The organism is Ruegeria sp. AL1 (assembly GCF_056540905.1).
This window is the reverse complement of sequence record NZ_JBQFXP010000002.1, coordinates 100,893-119,572: the sequence shown is the minus strand read 5'-3', so window position 1 is coordinate 119,572 and position 18,680 is coordinate 100,893. Positions and strand designations below refer to the sequence as shown.

Here is an 18,680-nt window from a genome sequence, read left to right as displayed (position 1 = left end):
ATCTGCGCGCCAGCATAGGAGACAGGCCATGGTTCGGTCCATCATGATTCAGGGCACCGGCAGCAATGTCGGCAAATCAGTTCTCGTGGCCGGCCTGGCCCGCGCCTACACACGACGCGGGCTGAAAGTTGCGCCATTCAAGCCGCAAAACATGTCCAACAACGCCGCTGTCACCCAGAATGGCGGCGAGATCGGGCGCGCGCAGGCCTTGCAAGCCTGGGCTGCACGGCGACCGCCCCATACGGACATGAACCCGATCCTGTTGAAACCGGAAACGGATACGGGGGCTCAGATCATCGTGCAGGGTCAACGCGCGGGGACGATGAAGGCTGGTGACTACCGCAAGGACAAATCCAGACTTTTGGGGGCCGCACTCGAAAGTTTTGACAGGTTGTGTGCGGATGCCGATCTGGTGCTGATCGAAGGCGCTGGCAGTCCGGCCGAGACCAACCTGCGAAGGGGAGACATTGCGAATATGGGCTTTGCCTGCGCCGCTGGTGTACCCGTTGTGCTGGTCGGCGACATTCACCGGGGCGGCGTCATTGCGCAGATCGTGGGAACGCAGGCGGTGCTGGACGCCGGTGACCGCGACATGATCCGGGGCTTTGCCGTCAACCGGTTCAAAGGCGACGTTGCACTGTTCGACGAAGGCCGGGACGATATCGCCGCGCGGACCGGCTGGCCCTGTCTGGGTGTGGTTCCCTGGTTTCACGATGCCTGGAAACTTCCCGCCGAAGACATGATGGACATCCGTTCTCACTCCGGCGGGACGTGCAAGGTGGTTGTGCCTCAGCTCGAGAGAATGGCCAATTTCGATGACCTCGATCCGCTGTCGGCAGAACCCGGCGTTACGGTCGAGATCGTGCCCGCCGGGCGCGCCCTGCCTGGCGATGCGGACCTTGTGTTATTGCCCGGAAGTAAATCCACAATCGGCGATCTGGCGTATTTCCGGGCTCAGGGCTGGGACATTGACCTGCACGCCCATGTCCGGCGCGGCGGGCATGTGCTGGGATTATGTGGCGGCTATCAGATGCTGGGGCAATCCATCGACGACCCGGACGGGGTGGATGGTCGTCCGGGCAAGGTCAAGGGTCTGGGATTGCTGGACGTGACCACAGTCATGAAAGACAAGAAACAGGTCACGTTGCGCAATGCCATCGCCCTGCCCGGTCGCGAGCATGTCAGCGGATATGAAATCCACATGGGGCGCACAGAAGGCCCTGATTGCAATCGCGCCTGGCTTGAGGTCGATGGTCGCCCCGAAGGGGCCGCCAGCGCGAACGGACGCATTCGCGGCAGTTATTTGCACGGAATTTTTGCAGCCGACGGGTTCCGCGCCACCTATCTGGCGCAACTGGGCGTGACATCCGAGATTTCATATGAAGATGGGGTAGACCAGGTCCTGGACGCGCTGGCCGACCACCTCGAGCGGCACATGGATCTGGATCAGGTATTGGCATTGGCGCAAGCGCCTCAGCGCGGGTGAGGATTAGTCCAGATCCCGCGTGGCGATTGCCCTGTTGATCTCACGGCGCACCAGTTTGCGCAGGTTCTTGGTAATTCTTTCCCCAAGCGCACCCTGCAACTCCTCGCGCACGATTTGGGTTACCAGCGCGCGCAGGGCGTCATCGTCCAATGCAACTGTGGCCTCAGGCGCTTTTTCAGCCGAACCCGGTTTGTCCTGCCCGGGACGCTTGCTTCTGATGAACGTCATCTTTGGTTCCGTCGCCGCCTGAGTTTCGGCAGCGTCCGTGGGCCATTCGACCGCGCGCGTTTTCGTGCCGGAATAGGCATCATTGCTCTGCCCGTCCGGCTCCCACTGGTCCTCGGTTCGCGCAATCGCCGCCTCCAGCGCTTCGATCTTTGCACTCAAGCTGCCGGTAAGGTCCCGCTGGCGGTTCCCTTCCGGGGCTTTGGGCGGTTCGGCGGGATCATCTACACTCACCTTGTCACAGGGCTGCAGGCGCATTGGTGTTTCCGGCAAATCGGACAGATTGGCCGCATTCATCGGCCCGGCTGAAGAGATACTGTCCCGCGGTGTCAGCTTCAGAGGATCAGCCTTGCCTCGCGTCGGCGATTCCGCGCTGACGCGCAGCGCCTCGGTCAGCACGAGCCGCCCGTGATTGCGCTGAGGCGACGACGGAACAAAGATAAACTCTGATTCTTCGCGTACATCCTCATCGACCAAACGCTTGACCGATGACAGGACGTCCTCTGAACCTGCATTCACTACACTATCAGACATTGTTCTCTACCGCTCTTTGCCTTGAGTCGATTGTACCCAATCCAACCCAGCGCCACAACCGGTAGCTACAATCCTTACTCGCGGCGCAACGCCTTGAGCACCCGATCCAGATCCTTGCTCTGCTTGCTGACCTGCGCCGGGGCCTTCTTGACCAGGTTATAGTACAGCGTCGGGTCATAAATCTGAACCGCCAGACCAAGACGTTCCGCCGTCAGAAGACCCTGCGCCTGCAACAGCTGATATGCCGCCAGCGACCGCTCGGTCCGCGATGCAACCTCGTTCAGTTGCGCATCCAGAAGGTCCTGCTGTGCGTTCAGAACGTCCAGCGTTGTCCTTGCGCCCAGTGTTGCCTCTTCGCGGATGCCGTCAAAGGCAACCTGCGAAGCGCGCACCTGCTCGGTTGAGGCCCGCAGGCTTGCAGACGCGGCCTGAAAGTTGGCATAGGCTTCCGACACGCCTTGGGTGATGTCCTTTTGCACGTTCAGAAGGTTGGCCCGAGATGCATCGCGTGTCGCCATGGCCCGGCGCACTTCCGCCGCCAACCGACCACCGGCATAAATCGGTTGATTGAATGTCAGCGCGATGGTTGCGTCTTCGACGCTATCATCGTTGTCAAAGCTCTCGGTAATACCAGCATCGGCGCTCAGGTTGACATTGGGGCCCAGATTCGCCCGCTGCTGCTGCACCCCAAGATCCAGCGCGCGCACTTCGTGCTGGGCCGAAAGAATGGCCGGGTGGTTGTTTCGAGCGAACGAAATCGCCTCGGATTCCGACCGCGGCAAAGGCGGCAGGCTGGGCTGGCCCGACGTACGTCCCGGCTGCTTGCCAACCGCGTTGACGTATTCCGCTTGCGCCGTGCTGAGGTTACCGCGGGCTACCGCAAGTTCCGCCTGCGCGCTGGCAAGCTGCGCTTCGGACAGCGCTACGTCCGTGCGTGTCACTTCGCCCACTTCAAAACGATCCTGCGAGGCGCGCAGTTCTTCTGCTGACACATCCACGTCGTTTTGCTGAATTTGAACGGTTTCTTCCTGAAGCACGACACCCAGATAGGCATTCACCGCCCGAAACAGGATCACCTGTTCAATATCAATCAGGGTCTGGCGCGTCGACAAAACGATTTCCTGCGCGGCCTGCTTTCCCAAAACCGAGAAACCGCCGTCATAAATCAACTGGCTTAGCGTCAGCCCGGTAAAGAAGTTGGACGGCTCGGTGCGCGTCACCCCGGCGCTGTTCGATACTCGTGTGGTGTCCTGACTGACCTGCGCAGTAAAGTTGATGATCGGCCTCAGCGCGGATAAGGCAATGGCTACATCTTCGTCCGCAGCGCGTAACAGGGCGCGGTTCTGCTCTAGCAGACCGCTTGTGTTATACGCGCCGATGAAAGCATCGGTCAGGTTATCCGCCCACACCATACGTCCGGGCAGCGCACTCAACGCAACGCCAGCGGTCAAAGCCAACGATCTGACCAGCTTCCCTTTCGCCGTCCCACGCATCACCAAATCCTCTCAAAACGAAATTACGCAATCACCAGAGCAATTTGCGGCCTTGTTTTCAAGTAATCAAGGCGTCAAAATAAACTATTGGTCAACTATAGCGAAAATGCACACTCAGCGCAAAATTCCGTCAGGACCGGGGCACTTGCGTTGAAAGCATGGCGCCAGGTGACACGACCGGCTGACTTGCGTCCCACCCTGACGGTGCCCAAATCCCCCTCCATGAACACACAAATGATCCGACCGTGTTCCTTGAGCTGATCCAAAAGCGCGGCAGGCACCGTTTCCACCCCGCCTTGGATCATGATCACATCATAGGGCCCATGTTCGGCGGCACCCTCGGCCAGCGGACCGCCATGCACGATGGCGTTATCGACATCGGCCTCGGCCAGAACGGACTGTGCCTCACTGGCAAGCGCTTCGTTTTCCTCAACGGCAACAACCAGTTGCGCCATCTTCGCCGCGACGGCGGTTGAATATCCAAGCCCTGCGGCGATATCCAGCACAACCTCTTCCTCGGTGATATTCACCGCGTCCAGCATCTTGGCCAATGTCCGCGGCTCCAACGCGCAGCGCCCTTCGCCCAGATCGACCAGCCCATCAACATAAGCCGCTTCCCGCTGCGCATCCGGAACGAAGTTCTCGCGCTTCACTTTCAGCATGGCATCGATAATGGGAAACTTGGTCACATCGGAAGGTCGAATCTGCGTATCAACCATCGTAAGGCGCCGGGCTGCAAAATCTGTCATGTGGTCGCTCGTGTGCTTTGCCGTGTCTCTCCGGCTTGTGCCACATCGACCGCCAAGCGGCAACGGCCCAGGCATCAAAACCTGCGCGGCAAAAAAACCCGATGCCGCCCACCCAAAACAGGTCGAGCACACCAGTTTTCAAAGTTAGCCTCTAGACCTCCCTCGGCAAAGCTGTTAAAACGCCCATCACACCACAGCAAGTGCTTGATTTCACTTGAAAAGGCGAGTTGGCGGAGTGGTGACGCAGCGGATTGCAAATCCGTGTACACCGGTTCGATTCCGGTACTCGCCTCCACACATTTCATTCAAGCAAGTCCATTAAATGTATAGAATTAAAACGTCAGCAAATGCTGAAGTGACCAATTTGCAGGCCATACGGGATGTGCCGTGCATGAAGCTGGAAAGCCCCTTCCCTGCCGCCTTCCTATGCTTACTTGGCGAAACGTTGCGGTGAAGAGATAAGCGAACTAACAATGCAATTCGCGTGGTTACCGCCCTGAATTCCAAAGGATTTCGAACACATTCGGCGATTTCTTCCCAAAAATAAATTTCATTTGTTTCAAATTCTCAAATTCCCTCGACGCGATGTGAATTGGCAGCGCAGCAATAGTCTGCTCAGCATCTAGACGTCGTAGAATGAGATAGGAAATTCGTCATGACAATCAAACGCCGCCAATTCGTCAAGCTGGGACTTGCTTCGGCAGCCGCACTCTCGCTGGGAACCCCTTCTGCATTTGCCGGAGGCAAGGAACGCACGGGCAGTCTTTCCGGCCGTCGTGGCTATAAGGTAAAAGGGACCGTTTCCGTTACCGGCGACACCGTCACACTCAAAAGCGATTACGTCTTTGACCCGTCCAAGAACCCGCCGGACATCAAGATTGGTTTCGGCAATGGCGAGAGCTATGCCAAGGGCTCCAAGATTCACGACAAACTGACTGTCAAGAAGGGTGAAGCGTCGTTCAAGATCCCATCGGGGATCGACACGTCAAAATACAATGAGCTTTACATTTATTGCGAACAGTTCACTGTGATTTTGGCGGTTGCACCGCTTAAATAAGCAACCTCTCGTCAAAGCCTACCAAGAGCCGCCCGCGCTTGTGGGCGGTTTTCGTCTGATTGCCCGGCGGTTGGGAGGGCAGGTTTGTACCGTCAGGATTCCTTTTTCGATTTATCAAACTGGGGGCAGGCAGGACTTGCCTTGCTTAGTCTCACGCTATTTGTGCTGGTGGTTTTTTCGGCACGGCGCATTTTGCACCCCTATCCGGTTTGGGCAAGGTTTGCGGGCGCTCTTGTATTGTTTTGGATGTTCGTATGGCTGTCGCCGCAAATCTATTACATGTACTATCGCATGATCATCCCGGACCTACCCCTTCAATGGGTGATCTGGCCACCCAGAGAGCCAATCAAGCCGCTGGAGATGCTGTTTTTCTCTTACCGGCAGAACCTGAGCGCCCATGGGCAGGGAATACTTGGGTGGTGCGTGATTTTGGCGGCGCTGCTGCCTCGCAAAAGGCCGAATTGAAAGCCCTTTCAGCATTGACCTGCGCTTTGCGAAACCAGGAGTGGTCTGGCTGGCATTGATGCAGACAACGTGCCACTCGGCCTGACTTGGCTGCCGTTCTTCCAAATACCTAATTCAGAGTTGCATCGCCCCCTGCCCCAGTCTCATCTGTTCTGTGCCTGAAATGACAGCGACCGGGCCAAGGTTCTTCAGGTCAATAATCTGATCCGCGATCTGGCAGAATGTCGACCTGTCTGTGACACTTAAGGTCGCCGAGGACTTGTCGGAACTGGAGATCGCCGAGCTTGACATGAGCAAGGAAATCAGCAGCAAGCCCTTATCGACATCATCACCGGTTTGAAACAAAAGCACCTCATCGGGCAAAGCAATCTTGTGTCGATCCGATAAAACAGCTTCGGTCGCAGTGATTTTGGCCACATTTTCGCAAGCACTCTGCAAAGACGTCACCGTAGCGGCTGCCGCACGGAGTTTCGGGCCCCGCAACGCTGCTGCCAGATAAGCCCCGGGAAATGAGACATGGATATCGCGGGTACAATAAAGTGCTTGGTCGAACACCGAAAGGGTGCGGCCTGACGCGATTTCAGAAATCACCAAACGCGCCTCCTCGGCACTGCTCAGATCATCCAGTGCTTTCAGATCTTCCAACGCGACTTGGCTGGGCAGAAAGGTGATGCCGGTATCAATTACCGATTGAATCCCGTTCAGAACACCGCCAAAGAAGATACGGCTTTCATCCAGAAAAGCGTCAAAAACCCTCTCGGGAATGGTGCATTCGCCGGTACTGATCAACAAATCTCCCAGCGGCGAGATTAGTCGGTCCAAAAAAGGCAGCCGCTTGGCAAAAGCGGCTTGCGGCCCCAAGGCACCCGGCGCGGCACACATCTTTTGCCATGTCGCTTGATCAAAATATTCGAGCTTGCCGTTACACCAGACCCGTTGGCCCCCCTTGTGTAAAAAGGTGGTATAATGGGCCGGTGTGCCGAGTAAAAAGATATCCTCGAATGACACCCCGTGCAGAATATTGGCCAAAGCGGCAACCAATGTGGCTTCATCTGCACAGATGGTGACCCCCATCGGCTTGTGTTTTTTGTGCCCTAACAACAGCCGCATGGCACGCAATCCGTCGATGGTCGAATAGTTGAAGATCGGGAATTTATCCTGATTGAGCACCGGAAAGATATCCAGCGCCGGTGTCAGCAATCCCTGTTCATCGCGCCTGCGAAAGTGCTGCCGTATGACATCAAGCGCATAGTTCACGCCTTCGGACCCCAACCGCTGACGAATGTCGGCCAATTCCGTAACGCCCACTTTTTCGGCTGTGCTCATAGGATAATCATGGGTGAAATGATGGTTTACATAGGCCAGCATCTCAGCGGTGATGTGCCTTTGCTGCAGGTGCGCTTCGTTCGGGTAAGCCGCACGCGCTCGGTCCAGAATCTTGTCCTTCAATTGCCACAGGGTCGGGCTCATCAAGTTTGCCAACATCAGAACTGTCAGCAATTGGGGATCGATCGCCGCCTCAAAAAGTGCCGGGTTCGCAGCGCGCGACAGTTTTTCTATGCGGTCCGACGGGATCAGTGCCGTATCACTCATGTTCTCCCTCCGGGCCGGGTCTTTGCAACAGCCGGTTCACGACAAAAATCGGGATACCCCCAAGCAGCAGCAAAAAGCTCCACATGACGGCCTCGGCTCCGGACCCGAAAATGGTCAGCAAGGAAAACAGAAATGCGGTGGCGGCGATTGGCAGATACGTCCAGGGGTTGAGAAATCCCAGGCGTCGGCCAAGTGTCAGCAGGATCAACCCTTCCACACAGCAGCAGAACAGATAACTGACCATATCCGTCACGATCGACAGCTTGATCAGGTATTCATAGAGCCCAAGCAGAGAACTCGACGCAAAGGACTTGAACAACAGTATCGCGACCGACAGGGATGTTGAAATCAAGATACCCTTTGCCGGTACGCCCTTGCTGTTAAGTTCGCAAAACCAGCGTGGAAACAACCCGTGCCGGGCGGCGGCCAGAGGCACCTGCGCCATCAGAAGCGTCCACCCGTTCAGCGCTGCGATCGAAGACAGAATTGCCGCTGCGGCGATGACATATCCGGCCCAGTCGCCCCACATCACACTGGCCGCATCCGAAAACGGGGCGCTGGACTGCGCCAGGACTTCTCGGTCCATCACGCCCATCACGCTCAGGGTGCCAAAGGTGTATATGGTGGCGGCCAGCAATGTTCCGACAACGGTTGCAAAAGCGATGGTTCGCTGCGGATTTTTGACGTCACCGGCCGGAACCGTGGCGGACTCGACCCCTGTAAAGGCGAACATAATGAACGGCGCGGTGCCCGCCAGCGCCAGAAGAAACGAGTTTGGTGTCGGATTAAGTGGTGTGAAATGGCCCCACTCGACCCAGAACAACCCCAGAAAAGAAACGGCCAGAAACGGGATCAGTTTGATGCTGACCACGATCAGTTGGAACAGCCCGACCGTTTCGGCGCCTCGGAGATTCAGCAGACCGACGCCAATCACCATGACAAGCGCAATGCCAGTCGTGCCGCCGGGAACGTCTTTAAGTGCGGGGACGAAATAGAGGATGTAATCGGTGGCCCCTAATGCAATGGCCGGAAGGGCAACCCAGATCGATATCCAATATCCCCAGGCCACAAGAAACCCGGCGAAATCCCCAAACCCCAGCCGTGTATAGGCGTAAGGTCCTCCGGTTTCGGGCGCGACACGGCTGAGACGGGCAAAGATCAGACCAAGGCAAAGCGCTCCGATCGACATGATGATCCAGCCCACGATGGCAACCGCCCCGAACGGGGCCAAAGCGGCCGGGGCGAGAAAGAAGCCGGAGCCGATAATGTTACCGACCACCAGTGCGGTGCACGTCCACGGCCCTAAGGTCCGCACAGTTTGAGGCGAGCTTGGCGTCTTTTCTTGCGTCGAACGGGTTTCCAATTCCTTTGACAATTGATCCTCTATTCCAACGACTGCGGCGCAAAACTGGTTTCAGGTGGAAATACAAAGCTTGCGTCAAAGTCAGCTTGAATACCATGCAAAATGAGTTCTGACAGGCGAGGACGATTTGCTTTGCCCGTTTTTGAAAGACTTGTGTGAAGTCACAATCGTCGAACGCGTCATTGGATCGATCAGTCCGACCGGGTCGCGACGCATTCGAACCAACCTCATATCCGCAGACAAAGCGGCACTGGGTACCGCATTATCTTCGTGTAGATTGGCAGATGCGGGTTGAGTGCGTCAGCTTGGTAGCGCTTTAGCCGGTAACCCGTCAGACCCTGTTTAGCGGCTGCAAAAATCGGTTCAAGACCTGCCGCGGATGCCCGAACCAACCATGTTCAATACGTTTCTTCATACAGACGACACCGCGCATCCGTGTCCATTTCCGCCGTTGCCTCGATTTCCGACAGTTTATGCGCGCGATACACTTGCGCAAAGCCGTCCGGCAGCCAACCCGTGACAACCGGGTTGTTGATGAACCGCTCCAATGCTTCTTCCAGGGTTTGCGGCAACCGCACCAACCCCTTTCCCGCCAGCTCATCGGGATCAAGCAGAGACAGGTCCTCTTCGGTCGGAGACGGCGGGGTCAACCCCTCTTCGATCCCTTGCGCCCCGGCCATGACGATGGCCGTCAACGCCAGATGGGGTGAAGCGGCCGCATCCGCAGCCCGGTATTCGATATTGAACTGCCGCTCGACCGAGGCAGGGTCTTTTGCCGTCACCGGACAAATGCGTAAAGACGCTTCGCGATCACGGAATCCAAGGTTGTTGAACGCGGCTGACCAGCGGTGCGGCGTAAGGCGTTCATACGAGATCACCGAAGGTGCGGTCAGCGCGAGTATCGCGTCGAGGTATTTCAGCACTCCCGCAGCAAAAGCGCCGGTCAGGTCGGACATGCCGCATGGCCCGTCCGCGCTGTATGTCAGCGGTGCGCCTAGATCATCCAAAAAACTCATATGGATATGCACGCCGTTGCCCACGCTTGCGACGTCACGGATTGGCGTGTAAGTGGCCTGTTCGCCATAGGCCCGAGCGGTGGCATAGGTCAGTTCGCGCACCATGACAGCAGCATCCGCCGCCTGCACGCCGAGTTCCGGGCCGATTACCACCTCGTACTGGTTGGGGCCGTATTCCTTCATGATCGAATCCGGTCTCAATCCGACTTGCGAAATTGACGCGATCAACGTCTCACAAAGGTCGCGTTGCAGATCGAACCCTTTATGCCCATAGGCCTCGTTGATCCGTTCCGGAGTGCCTTTCAACTGGAACTCGTGTTCGAAAGCAGCAAGGACCCGCGCGCCCGAGGCCTTGTGCAGCCGATCCAACGCGGACTTCAGCAAACCGCGCGTGCAGAAATCCCACGGCTCACCTTCCAGCGTGACAATGTCCCCCATCAGGAAATGCAGCCCGGGCTGCTCGCCAAAATCCACCTTTGCTTCGGCGGTCGCATCCGGGATCAACAACAGGTCACCCAACGCTCCGAACGGGCTGTCGGCAATTCCATCGAAGCAGTTGATCTGAACATTGGTCGGCGTCCATCCGACCCCGCGCTGCAGCCGTTTATTCAGTTGATCAGCCGGAAAGGCCTTGCCGCGCAATTTCCCGGCCAGATCCGATGTGGCGGCAAAGATCAAAGGGGTCTTGGGCATCATGTGTTGGAATCCTGATTTAGGGATCGCATGGAGTCCCAGGCTTCGATGCGGGATTTCGTCTGGTCCCAGTTGTCTTCTGCAATGCGCGTTGCCAACGCCTCGGTAACGGCAAGGGCTGCGGTGTAGGTATCCCAGAGTGTGCCGCTTTCGATCGGCACCGGCAAGATTTCTGCGGCATGGCGCGAAATTGGCGACAGCCATTTGTCCGTCATCAGCACAACCCGCACCCCACGTTGCTTTGTGGCAGTCGCCGCAAGCCCCACCAGCGCAGGTTGATAGCGGCGGAAATCAACCAGAAACAGGATATCTGCCGGTTTCATCCGCAGCAGGTATTCCGGCCAGACCTCGTTATTGGCCGGCAGATGATACACACCCCTGCGGGTCTGACGCAGGTGAAAGGACAGGTGCTGAGCAATGGTATCGCTGATCCGCCCTCCCAGAATATAGACATCGCTTTTGGGTTGGCTGAGCAAGGTACAGATGCGTTGAAACTGCGCCTCGGTGATGCCTTCAGCCGACAATGCCATTTGGGACGAGGCGCGCGCGATGAAGTCCCGCAGAAATCCGCCATCGACGTTGCGCCCTTCGCCGTGCAGATCAGTGGGCGAGCGTTCGCCTTCCTTCAGTTCGGACAACAGCGCCCGTTGGAATTCCTGGTACCCGCCCAACCCGATCTTGATCACAAACCGCGAGATCGACGGTGCTGAAACCTCGGCCCGGCGCGCCAGTTCCTGTATCGAAACCAATCCGGCATAGGGATAATCGCTCAGCAATGCAGCAGCCAGCTTTCGCTCGCTCGCGGTCATGTATTCTGCCTTGGATTCTATTCGTTGCCGAACAAGCAAACGGGTCCCTCCTGATTTCAACGAATTGCATGGAAGGAAAATTTCAGTCAATCCATTTCTTGTTGACTCTGAAAAAACTTGTTCTCTAACGTGACACGCATGATCACATCCGCCGCAACCGAGAACCTGCTGATGTCCGGAGACCCTGCTCCGGTGGAATGGGTGAACCAGTACAGCGACGCCCCGGTCATGCTGCTATGTGAACATGCGGGTCGGGCGATCCCTCAAAAGCTGGGCGATCTTGGTGTATCCGACGCGGTTCAGGCCAGCCATCGCGGTTGGGACATCGGGGCCGAAGCGGTTGCCAGACAGTTGGCAGACCGTTTGCAGGCGCCGCTGATTTTGCAGCGCTATTCTCGGTTGGTAATTGACTGCAACCGGCCATTTGATGCCCCGGATTCGATCCCCCCGCACAGCTTTGGCGAGCAAATTCCAGCCAATCTGAATCTGACCGCAAGCGAACGCGCAGCGCGGCAGAGCGAGATTATGGCCCCGTTAAATGCAGCCATCGCACAGATGCTTGACGACGCGCCGCGCACGCTGGCCATATCCATTCATTCCTTCACCCCACATGTCGCGGGCGAAGCCCGGCCCTGGCACGCGGGGTTTCTTACACGTTCGGACCCCGCTACGGGTCAGGCCTTGATTGACCACCTCTCAGCCCAGCGCCCCGATCTGCACATGGCCCTGAACCAGCCCTATCAGATCGAAAGCGAAAGCGACTGGTTCATCCCGCATTTCGTCGAACCTCGCGGTCTGGCACATTCTCTTGTCGAGATTCGCAATGACCTGATCCGCCATCCTGAGGGCGCGACCGAGTGGGCCCAGCTTTTGGCAGGGGCTGTCGCTGGCATATTGGAGAACACATCGTGACGCTGACCCGGAATGTTCCTTTGACCCCAGCCCAGTCGGCGCTGATATTCATCGACGTTCAGAATTTTTCTGCACACCGGGAGGGTTCGGAATTCAAAGACCTGACCGCGCAGGAATTCCAGGACAAATACGGTTGGTATTTCGATCAGCTGGACGCCCGCGTGATCCCCAACATGCAGCGCATTCAAACCGCCTGCCGCGCCGCCGGGGTCGAGGTCATGTATACCAATATCGAAAGCCTGACTCTGGACGGACGGGATCGGTCGCTGGATTACAAGATTACCGGTTTTCATGTTCCAAAAGGCAGTTGGGACGGAAAGGTCATCGACCAGATCGCGCCCCAGGGCGATGAGATCGTGCTGCCCAAATCCTCGTCCTCGGTCTTTGTTTCGACGCATATCGATTACATCCTGCGCAATCTGGGCGTCCGGCAAGTCGTTCTGGCCGGTTTGATCACCGATCAATGTGTCGAAAGCGCAATCCGGGATGCCTGTGATCTGGGCTATCTGGTGACACAGGTCACTGATGCCTGCCTGACCTATACGCCCGAGCGGCACGAGCACTCTCTGCGTACAATCAAGGGGTATTGCCGACAGGTCACAACAGCCGAACTGGTCGAGGAGCTGGCGCGTGCTTGAGCTGAATGGCATCACCAAGACCTTTGGCGGCGTCCATGCGGTCGAGGATGTGACGATGTCGGTCACCGCAGGCGAGGTGCGCGGCCTGATTGGCCCAAACGGGGCGGGCAAAACGACGCTGGTGAATCTGATCTCGGGTCTGTTGTCTCATTCAGCGGGCAGCCTGTCGCTGGACGGCGAACCGCTGGATCGTTTGCGCGCGCATCAGCGCGCCGCGCGCGGTGTAGCACGGACCTTTCAGAACCTGCGGATATTTCCAAGCCTCAGCGTTGCACAGAACATAAACGTCGCCCGATACTCCGGAAGGGGCGCAGAAATTGTGGACGCCGCCATCGCAGAGTTTGGACTGGCCGACAAGCTCAATCAAAGTGCGGGTGCGCTGGCCTATGGGCAGCTTCGGCGGCTGGAAATCGTGCGCGCTTTGGCCCTGAACCCGCGGGTTTTGATGCTGGACGAACCAGCCGCCGGGATGAACGAACAGGAAACCGATGCCTTGGGCAGGTCGCTGACATGGGTCCGGGCGCATTCGGATTGCGCGATCCTAGTGATCGACCACGATCTGAAATTCATCATGTCGCTCTGCGACAGGATCACCGTTTTAAACATGGGCGCTGTCATCGCTGAAGGCGCGCCCGAAGACATAACCAAGAACCAAGAAGTTATCGACGCTTATCTTGGCGAAACCGATGAACGGGCCGCGTGACGCAGGCGGCTGCCAACAGGAGAATGAGTATGAAGAAGCTGACCTTTACCACTCTGACCGCCATGAGCCTGGCTCTGCCGGCTGTTGCCGAGGACACGATCAAAATCGGGCTCGGAGTGCCGATGACCGGCGATCTGGCGATCTATTCCGAATATCTGGGCGCGCGCTGTATGGCCGACATGATCAACGCCGACGGTGGCGCGGGCGGTAAGAAGATCGAAGTGCTGGTTCAGGATTCCGCGGGCGACACGCAGGCGGCGATCTCACTGGCGCAGAAATTTCTGGACGAAGGAGTTGTGATGCTGGGCACCACGCCATTCTCGGATACGATGATCCCGGTGGCGCAGATTGCCCAACCCTACGGCGTGTCGATCTTCCAGCCGCAATCCACGCAGGTCGAAATGCATGCGGGCATTGTCGACAATTTCTTTACCGGCGTCTCGCCTGATCCGTTCACCGCTGCGGCCGCGGCCAACCATGCGCTGAGTGAGGGCGTCAGAAACGTGGTGCTTCTGACCTCGGACGAAGGTGGATCATGGTCCGCGCGCACCCCGCTTTGGTTCGGTCAGGTGATCGAAGAGGGTGGCGGCAAGGTATTGGCCAAGATGAATTTCAGCTTTGGCACGTCAGACTGGTCGCCGCAGATTGCCGACATGAAAGCATTGGGTGAGGATATCGACGCAGTCTATATCTCATCGATCATGCCGGATATCGGCGTTCTGGTCCGGCAATTGCGCAGCGCGGGCATCGATGCGTGGGTGGTGGGGTCTGATGGCTTTGACGACCCGTCGCTGGATGCCGTCGCCGCCGATGATCCGTCGATCCTGGACAAAGTGTTCTTTGCGACGCTGGCTCCCAGCCATGATGAAAGTGCGGTGGTCAAATTCATGGCCGATTGCAAGGAATTGGGCCACGATGTGCCCGGTCTGTTCCCCGCCACCGGCGCAGATACGGTCAAGGCAGTGGCTTGGGCGGTTGAAACATCCGGCAGCTCGGATCCGGCAGTCATTGCCGAGACAATCCGCAATGCGGACTCTATTCCGGTTCTGACGGTGGACAACATCTCGTTCAAGGACACGAAGACCTATGCCCAGCGCACGATCCCGGTGATCGGCTACAAGGACGGCAAGCGGGTTCTGATTTCGAACGAGATTCCCGAAAACACACCACAGGACTGGAACTGAGCCAACAAACGGGGGCTGTCCCTGCCCCCGTTCCCCAACCCATGCTGAATGTAGAAAACCTGATAGTTTCTCACGGTCCGATCGAGGCTGTGCACGGCATTTCCTTTGCCGTGGAAAGGGGCCAATGCGTGTCCTTGCTGGGCCCGAACGGGGCTGGCAAGACCTCGACCATCTCGGCGCTGATGGGCGTCGTCAGATCGACCGGAATGATCACCTTTGACGGCGATGACATATCGGCCCTGCCGGTTGAAACGCGTGTGCAGGCGGGCATGTCCGTGGCCCCGGAAGGGCGGCGGATTTTTTCGAACCTCAGCGTCGAGGAAAACCTGCTCTTGGGCGGCGCGACCCGACCTGATCTCGACGGCAAGGACGCCGACATTGCCCGCTGGCTTGAAACTTTTCCAATTTTGGGTCAGCGGCGGGATCAGCTGGCGGGTACCTTGTCGGGCGGAGAACAACAGATGCTGGCCATCTCACGCGCGTTGATGACACGGCCTAAAATCCTGCTGCTGGACGAGCCCAGCCTGGGATTGGCGCCTAAGATCGTCAGTCAGATATTTCGGATGATCGAGCAGCTGAAAGCTGACGGCATGACCATCCTGCTGGTCGAACAAAACGCGACGCAGGCGCTACGCCTGTCCGATTACGCCTATCTTCTGAACAACGGGCGGATTGTGGCGGAAGGGACACGGGAAACACTGGGCCAGAGCAGCGCGCTGATGGCAGAACTGACGGGGATCGCCTGATATGGAGTACGTGGCCCAGCAGGTGATGAATGCCCTTGCGTTCGGCGCAGAATACGCACTAATCGCTTTGGGGCTGGCAATTGTCTTTTCCATCATGGGGCTGGTGAATTTTGCCCATGGCGAGGTCATCGCGGTTGGCGGCTATACCATGGTAGCCTTCGCAGCACTGGCGCTGAACAATCCATTCATTGTCATCGGCGGCGCAATCGCGGCCGCCATCCTGATGTCCCTCGCGCTGGAGCGCGTGGCGTTCCGGCCCGTGCGCTATGCGGACCCGACAACCGGCCTGCTGACCGCCTTCGGTGTCTCGATCATTCTCCAGAATGTGTTCTTGCTGGCGGTCTCGCCGCGCCCCGTGGCGGTCACATCGCTATACTTTCTGGAGTGGCCTATTCAGGTGTTCGGCGTTCAGGTGTCGTCACTTCAGGTGTTCGAAGCAGTGACGACAGTTCTGGTGATTGCCGGACTGATGCTGTTTCTCAAACGTACAACGCTCGGCCTGGCGATGCGCGCGGCCTCACTGGATTTTGAGATGGTGCGTATGGTCGGCGTCAAATCCAACCGGGTGTTTGCCGTGGCCTTCATGGTGTCGGGCCTTCTGGCCGGGCTGGCCTGTATCTTTATCATGGCGCGACGTGGATCGGTCGATCCGCATCTGGGGTTCAACCCCGTGCTCAAGGCCTTTGTCGCCTGCGTGGTTGGCGGTTTTGGCAGCCTGCCCGGTGCCGTGTTAGGCGGCTTCCTTCTTGGCGGGGTCGAGGTCGCGATGCTGGTCCTACTACCCCAGGAATATGGCGGCATGAAAGACGCCTTTGTCTTTGGCATCATCGCCCTTGTTCTTGTCTGGAGGCCTGACGGCATCCTGTCCCCTCCGACCGAAAAAGGGGACAAGATATGATCCTGAACCCCAGTCAGAAACGGGGGCTGATCGGTGCCGCGATCCTGGCCGCTGTGCTGATCGCCATAGGCTTGGTCGTGACCTATTTCGGGTCGCGCTATCAGCTGCGGCTGGTCTACAGCGCTTACGTGAACCTCTTGGTCGTTCTGGCGATGCAGGTGTTCATGGGCAATGCGCGGCTGACCAATCTCAGCCACAGCGCGTTCATGGGGATCGGGGCCTATGTTGCGGCCATCTGCGTAACCCCCGTGACGGTCAAGGCGATCTCGTTGCCAGACGCGCCTTGGGGGTTGAATGCCTTTGCGCTGGACCCGGTAACCTCGGCACTGCTGGCCATTCTGATCACTGCAGCGCTGGCCGTCGTCGTGGGCTTGTTTGTCGTGCGCCTGACGGGGTCGGGGGTAACCATCTTTTCCCTCGCCGTTTTGGTCATCGTACATTCAGTGTTTTTGTACCGCACGGATATCTTCAAGGGAAATCAGGCGTTTTTCGGTATTCCGCAAGTGTTTTCGTTGACCTCTATCGTGATCCTGTCCGTGGTCGTCGTGTTCGTCGTGCGCCTGTTTAGGGAAAGCCGCTGGGGCATCCAGTTGCGCGCCTGCGCCGATGATGAGGTCGGCGCGGCGGCGATGGGTGTCAACATCCGCAGGCTACGCCTGATCGCCTGGGTTCTGTCCGCAGTGCTGCTGGCGGTGGCCGGGATTGCGTATGCGTTCTTCCTTGGCACGATCAGCGCGCGGCCCTTCTATTTCAATCACGTCTTTCTGACGCTTGCCATGCTGATCCTCGGAGGGATGCGGACAGTGACCGGCGCTGTGCTGGGCACATTGCTGATCTCATTCGGTCTGGAATGCGTCCGCTGGCTGGAAACCGGCCCGGTCCTGCTGGGCATCGACCTGCCCGAGGTGTTGGGCCTGTCGGGCATTGCGCTTGGGACGGTGATCGTGCTGACAATGGCCTTGCGCCCTGGCGGGATCATGGGCGACCACGAAATCGAGGACCTCGTACTGAAAAAGCAGGAGTGAGTCATGGGCTGCAACCACACCATTCACAAACACAACCACCATTTCGGCTGGGACAACTCCATCGACCCCATCCTGAGCATCGATCCCGGCGAAACGGTCGAAGTTGAAACCATCGACAGCTCGGGCGGGCAGCTGAATGCCTCCTCGACACTGGCCGATCTGGGAACGCTGTCGTTCGACAAGGTTAACCCGGTCACCGGACCGATCCACATCAAAGGCGCCGAGCCGGGAGACACGGTCGCCATCGAATTTCTGGATTTCAAGCCCTCGGGCTGGGGCTGGACCGCTAACATCCCCGGCTTCGGTTTGTTGACTGATCAATTCCCCGATGCGGCGCTGCATATCTGGAAATACGATGCCAATGCGATGACCCCTGCCCTGTTCGGCCCCGGCGGCAAGGTGCCGCTCAAGCCGTTTGTGGGTACAATCGGGCTGGCGCTGGCAGAGCCGGGGTTGCATTCGGTCGTGCCCCCACGCCGGGTCGGCGGCAATCTGGACATCCGCGACAATTGCGTGGGCACAACGCTGTATCTGCCGGTCGAGGTGGCGGGCGGGATGCTGTCGCTGGGCGACACACATGCCGCGCAGGGGGACGGAGAGATTTGCGGCACTGCCATCGAAAGCCCGATGGACGTCGCCATCAAGGTTGATCTGATCAAGGGCGAGAACCTGCCCTACCCCCGGTTTGAAACCAGCGGCCCCGTCACCCGGCATTTTGACGGTTCGGGCTACAAGGCCACAACCGGCATCGGAGAAGACTTGATGCAGGCCGCCCGCGATGCGGTTTCAGGTATGATCGACTGGATTTCCGCCACAACAGGTATGTCCGCTGCCGAAGCCTATATGTTGTGCTCGGTCTGCGGCGACCTGCGGATCAGCGAGATCGTGGACCTACCGAACTGGACCGTGTCGTTCTACTTTCCGAAATCCGTGTTGGATTGAAGAAAGCTGCGGTGGCTTGACTTCAAAGCCAAACCTGAACACGCGCTGTTCACCGAGTGCCCGGTTTTGATGGCGATCCTTGGTCGAGGGCCGCGATGGTTGTATTGACGCTTAAACTGGTGATCCGTTTGCAATGGGACAGGTAAATC

At 58.0% G+C, this 18,680-nt stretch carries 18 protein-coding genes and 1 tRNA gene; 12 read left to right on the top strand and 7 right to left on the bottom strand.

The window, feature by feature from the left end:
* Window positions 1–28 precede the first annotated feature (28 nt).
* Window positions 29–1,486, top strand: coding sequence for a cobyric acid synthase (locus tag ACRZ9X_RS03650; protein ID WP_480516009.1), 1,458 nt, complete (start codon window positions 29–31; stop codon window positions 1,484–1,486).
* 3 nt (window positions 1,487–1,489) lie between these two features.
* Here ACRZ9X_RS03650 and ACRZ9X_RS03645 read toward each other — a convergent pair whose 3' ends face one another.
* The 3 genes from ACRZ9X_RS03645 to ACRZ9X_RS03635 form a co-directional block, all read right to left on the bottom strand.
* A complete protein-coding gene (locus ACRZ9X_RS03645) occupies window positions 1,490–2,245 on the bottom strand; it encodes a hypothetical protein (RefSeq protein WP_480516008.1) in 756 nt (251 codons plus the stop codon).
* 74 nt (window positions 2,246–2,319) lie between these two features.
* A complete protein-coding gene (locus ACRZ9X_RS03640) occupies window positions 2,320–3,738 on the bottom strand; it encodes a TolC family outer membrane protein (protein ID WP_480516007.1) in 1,419 nt (472 codons plus the stop codon).
* A 95-nt stretch (window positions 3,739–3,833) separates the two neighbouring features.
* Window positions 3,834–4,487 (bottom strand): protein-L-isoaspartate O-methyltransferase family protein, encoded by a 654-nt coding sequence (locus ACRZ9X_RS03635; protein WP_480516006.1) that lies wholly within the window; start codon window positions 4,485–4,487, stop codon window positions 3,834–3,836.
* Between the two features lie 221 nt (window positions 4,488–4,708).
* Here ACRZ9X_RS03635 and ACRZ9X_RS03630 point away from each other — a divergent pair.
* From ACRZ9X_RS03630 to ACRZ9X_RS03620, 3 genes are all read left to right on the top strand, one after another.
* Window positions 4,709–4,782: transfer RNA gene (locus tag ACRZ9X_RS03630), tRNA-Cys, on the top strand.
* Between the two features lie 360 nt (window positions 4,783–5,142).
* Window positions 5,143–5,544: a DM13 domain-containing protein gene (locus ACRZ9X_RS03625; protein WP_480516005.1), complete on the top strand. Its 402-nt coding sequence runs from the start codon at window positions 5,143–5,145 to the stop codon at window positions 5,542–5,544.
* 84 nt (window positions 5,545–5,628) lie between these two features.
* A complete protein-coding gene (locus ACRZ9X_RS03620) occupies window positions 5,629–6,009 on the top strand; it encodes a hypothetical protein (protein WP_480516004.1) in 381 nt (126 codons plus the stop codon).
* 114 nt (window positions 6,010–6,123) lie between these two features.
* Here ACRZ9X_RS03620 and ACRZ9X_RS03615 read toward each other — a convergent pair whose 3' ends face one another.
* The 4 genes from ACRZ9X_RS03615 to ACRZ9X_RS03600 all read right to left on the bottom strand — a co-directional run bounded on the left by ACRZ9X_RS03615 (window position 6,124) and on the right by ACRZ9X_RS03600 (window position 11,522).
* A complete protein-coding gene (locus ACRZ9X_RS03615; protein ID WP_480516003.1) occupies window positions 6,124–7,602 on the bottom strand; it encodes a hypothetical protein in 1,479 nt (492 codons plus the stop codon).
* The gene (locus ACRZ9X_RS03610) at window positions 7,595–8,917 is read right to left on the bottom strand and encodes an amino acid permease (protein ID WP_480516573.1); all 1,323 of its coding nucleotides are present in this window, start codon (window positions 8,915–8,917) and stop codon (window positions 7,595–7,597) included. The genes ACRZ9X_RS03615 and ACRZ9X_RS03610 overlap by 8 nt, the downstream gene beginning before the upstream one ends.
* 446 nt (window positions 8,918–9,363) lie before the next feature.
* On the bottom strand, window positions 9,364–10,677 hold the full coding sequence (locus ACRZ9X_RS03605) for a type I glutamate--ammonia ligase (protein ID WP_480516002.1): 1,314 nt from the start codon (window positions 10,675–10,677) through the stop codon (window positions 9,364–9,366).
* Window positions 10,674–11,522 (bottom strand): MurR/RpiR family transcriptional regulator, encoded by an 849-nt coding sequence (locus ACRZ9X_RS03600; RefSeq protein WP_480516001.1) that lies wholly within the window; start codon window positions 11,520–11,522, stop codon window positions 10,674–10,676. Before ACRZ9X_RS03600 ends, ACRZ9X_RS03605 begins: the two co-directional genes overlap by 4 nt.
* A gap of 99 nt (window positions 11,523–11,621) precedes the next feature.
* Here ACRZ9X_RS03600 and ACRZ9X_RS03595 point away from each other — a divergent pair, with 99 nt between their 5' ends.
* The 8 genes from ACRZ9X_RS03595 to ACRZ9X_RS03560 are packed head-to-tail and all read left to right on the top strand — an operon-like array spanning window position 11,622 to window position 18,531.
* Window positions 11,622–12,395 (top strand): N-formylglutamate amidohydrolase, encoded by a 774-nt coding sequence (locus ACRZ9X_RS03595; protein ID WP_480516000.1) that lies wholly within the window; start codon window positions 11,622–11,624, stop codon window positions 12,393–12,395.
* The gene (locus ACRZ9X_RS03590) at window positions 12,392–13,033 is read left to right on the top strand and encodes a cysteine hydrolase family protein (protein WP_480515999.1); all 642 of its coding nucleotides are present in this window, start codon (window positions 12,392–12,394) and stop codon (window positions 13,031–13,033) included. Before ACRZ9X_RS03595 ends, ACRZ9X_RS03590 begins: the two co-directional genes overlap by 4 nt.
* The gene (locus tag ACRZ9X_RS03585) at window positions 13,026–13,736 is read left to right on the top strand and encodes an ABC transporter ATP-binding protein (protein ID WP_480515998.1); all 711 of its coding nucleotides are present in this window, start codon (window positions 13,026–13,028) and stop codon (window positions 13,734–13,736) included. Before ACRZ9X_RS03590 ends, ACRZ9X_RS03585 begins: the two co-directional genes overlap by 8 nt.
* Window positions 13,737–13,765: 29 nt before the next feature.
* Window positions 13,766–14,920, top strand: coding sequence for an ABC transporter substrate-binding protein (locus tag ACRZ9X_RS03580; protein WP_480515997.1), 1,155 nt, complete (start codon window positions 13,766–13,768; stop codon window positions 14,918–14,920).
* Window positions 14,921–14,961: 41 nt separating this feature from the next.
* Complete coding sequence (locus ACRZ9X_RS03575) at window positions 14,962–15,666, top strand: ABC transporter ATP-binding protein (protein WP_480515996.1); 705 nt, start codon at window positions 14,962–14,964, stop codon at window positions 15,664–15,666.
* Window position 15,667: 1 nt separating this feature from the next.
* Window positions 15,668–16,564, top strand: a complete 897-nt coding sequence (locus ACRZ9X_RS03570) for a branched-chain amino acid ABC transporter permease (protein WP_480515995.1) — start codon at window positions 15,668–15,670, stop codon at window positions 16,562–16,564.
* Complete coding sequence (locus tag ACRZ9X_RS03565) at window positions 16,561–17,589, top strand: branched-chain amino acid ABC transporter permease (protein ID WP_480515994.1); 1,029 nt, start codon at window positions 16,561–16,563, stop codon at window positions 17,587–17,589. Before ACRZ9X_RS03570 ends, ACRZ9X_RS03565 begins: the two co-directional genes overlap by 4 nt.
* A gap of 3 nt (window positions 17,590–17,592) precedes the next feature.
* On the top strand, window positions 17,593–18,531 hold the full coding sequence (locus ACRZ9X_RS03560; protein WP_480515993.1) for an acetamidase/formamidase family protein: 939 nt from the start codon (window positions 17,593–17,595) through the stop codon (window positions 18,529–18,531).
* Window positions 18,532–18,680 lie beyond the last annotated feature (149 nt).

Bases quoted from the DNA above. Each gene is read 5' to 3' on its own strand.
- ACRZ9X_RS03625 (WP_480516005.1), top strand. From the start codon at position 5,143: ATGACAATCAAACGCCGCCAATTCGTCAAGCTGGGACTTGCTTCGGCA.
- ACRZ9X_RS03640 (WP_480516007.1), bottom strand. From the start codon at position 3,738: ATGCGTGGGACGGCGAAAGGGAAGCTGGTCAGATCGTTGGCTTTGACC.
- ACRZ9X_RS03645 (WP_480516008.1), bottom strand. From the start codon at position 2,245: ATGTCTGATAGTGTAGTGAATGCAGGTTCAGAGGACGTCCTGTCATCG.
- ACRZ9X_RS03635 (WP_480516006.1), bottom strand. From the start codon at position 4,487: ATGACAGATTTTGCAGCCCGGCGCCTTACGATGGTTGATACGCAGATT.
- ACRZ9X_RS03580 (WP_480515997.1), top strand. From the start codon at position 13,766: ATGAAGAAGCTGACCTTTACCACTCTGACCGCCATGAGCCTGGCTCTG.
- ACRZ9X_RS03615 (WP_480516003.1), bottom strand. From the start codon at position 7,602: ATGAGTGATACGGCACTGATCCCGTCGGACCGCATAGAAAAACTGTCG.
- ACRZ9X_RS03565 (WP_480515994.1), top strand. From the start codon at position 16,561: ATGATCCTGAACCCCAGTCAGAAACGGGGGCTGATCGGTGCCGCGATC.
- ACRZ9X_RS03575 (WP_480515996.1), top strand. From the start codon at position 14,962: ATGCTGAATGTAGAAAACCTGATAGTTTCTCACGGTCCGATCGAGGCT.
- ACRZ9X_RS03570 (WP_480515995.1), top strand. From the start codon at position 15,668: ATGGAGTACGTGGCCCAGCAGGTGATGAATGCCCTTGCGTTCGGCGCA.
- ACRZ9X_RS03605 (WP_480516002.1), bottom strand. From the start codon at position 10,677: ATGATGCCCAAGACCCCTTTGATCTTTGCCGCCACATCGGATCTGGCC.
- ACRZ9X_RS03560 (WP_480515993.1), top strand. From the start codon at position 17,593: ATGGGCTGCAACCACACCATTCACAAACACAACCACCATTTCGGCTGG.
- ACRZ9X_RS03650 (WP_480516009.1), top strand. From the start codon at position 29: ATGGTTCGGTCCATCATGATTCAGGGCACCGGCAGCAATGTCGGCAAA.
- ACRZ9X_RS03595 (WP_480516000.1), top strand. From the start codon at position 11,622: ATGATCACATCCGCCGCAACCGAGAACCTGCTGATGTCCGGAGACCCT.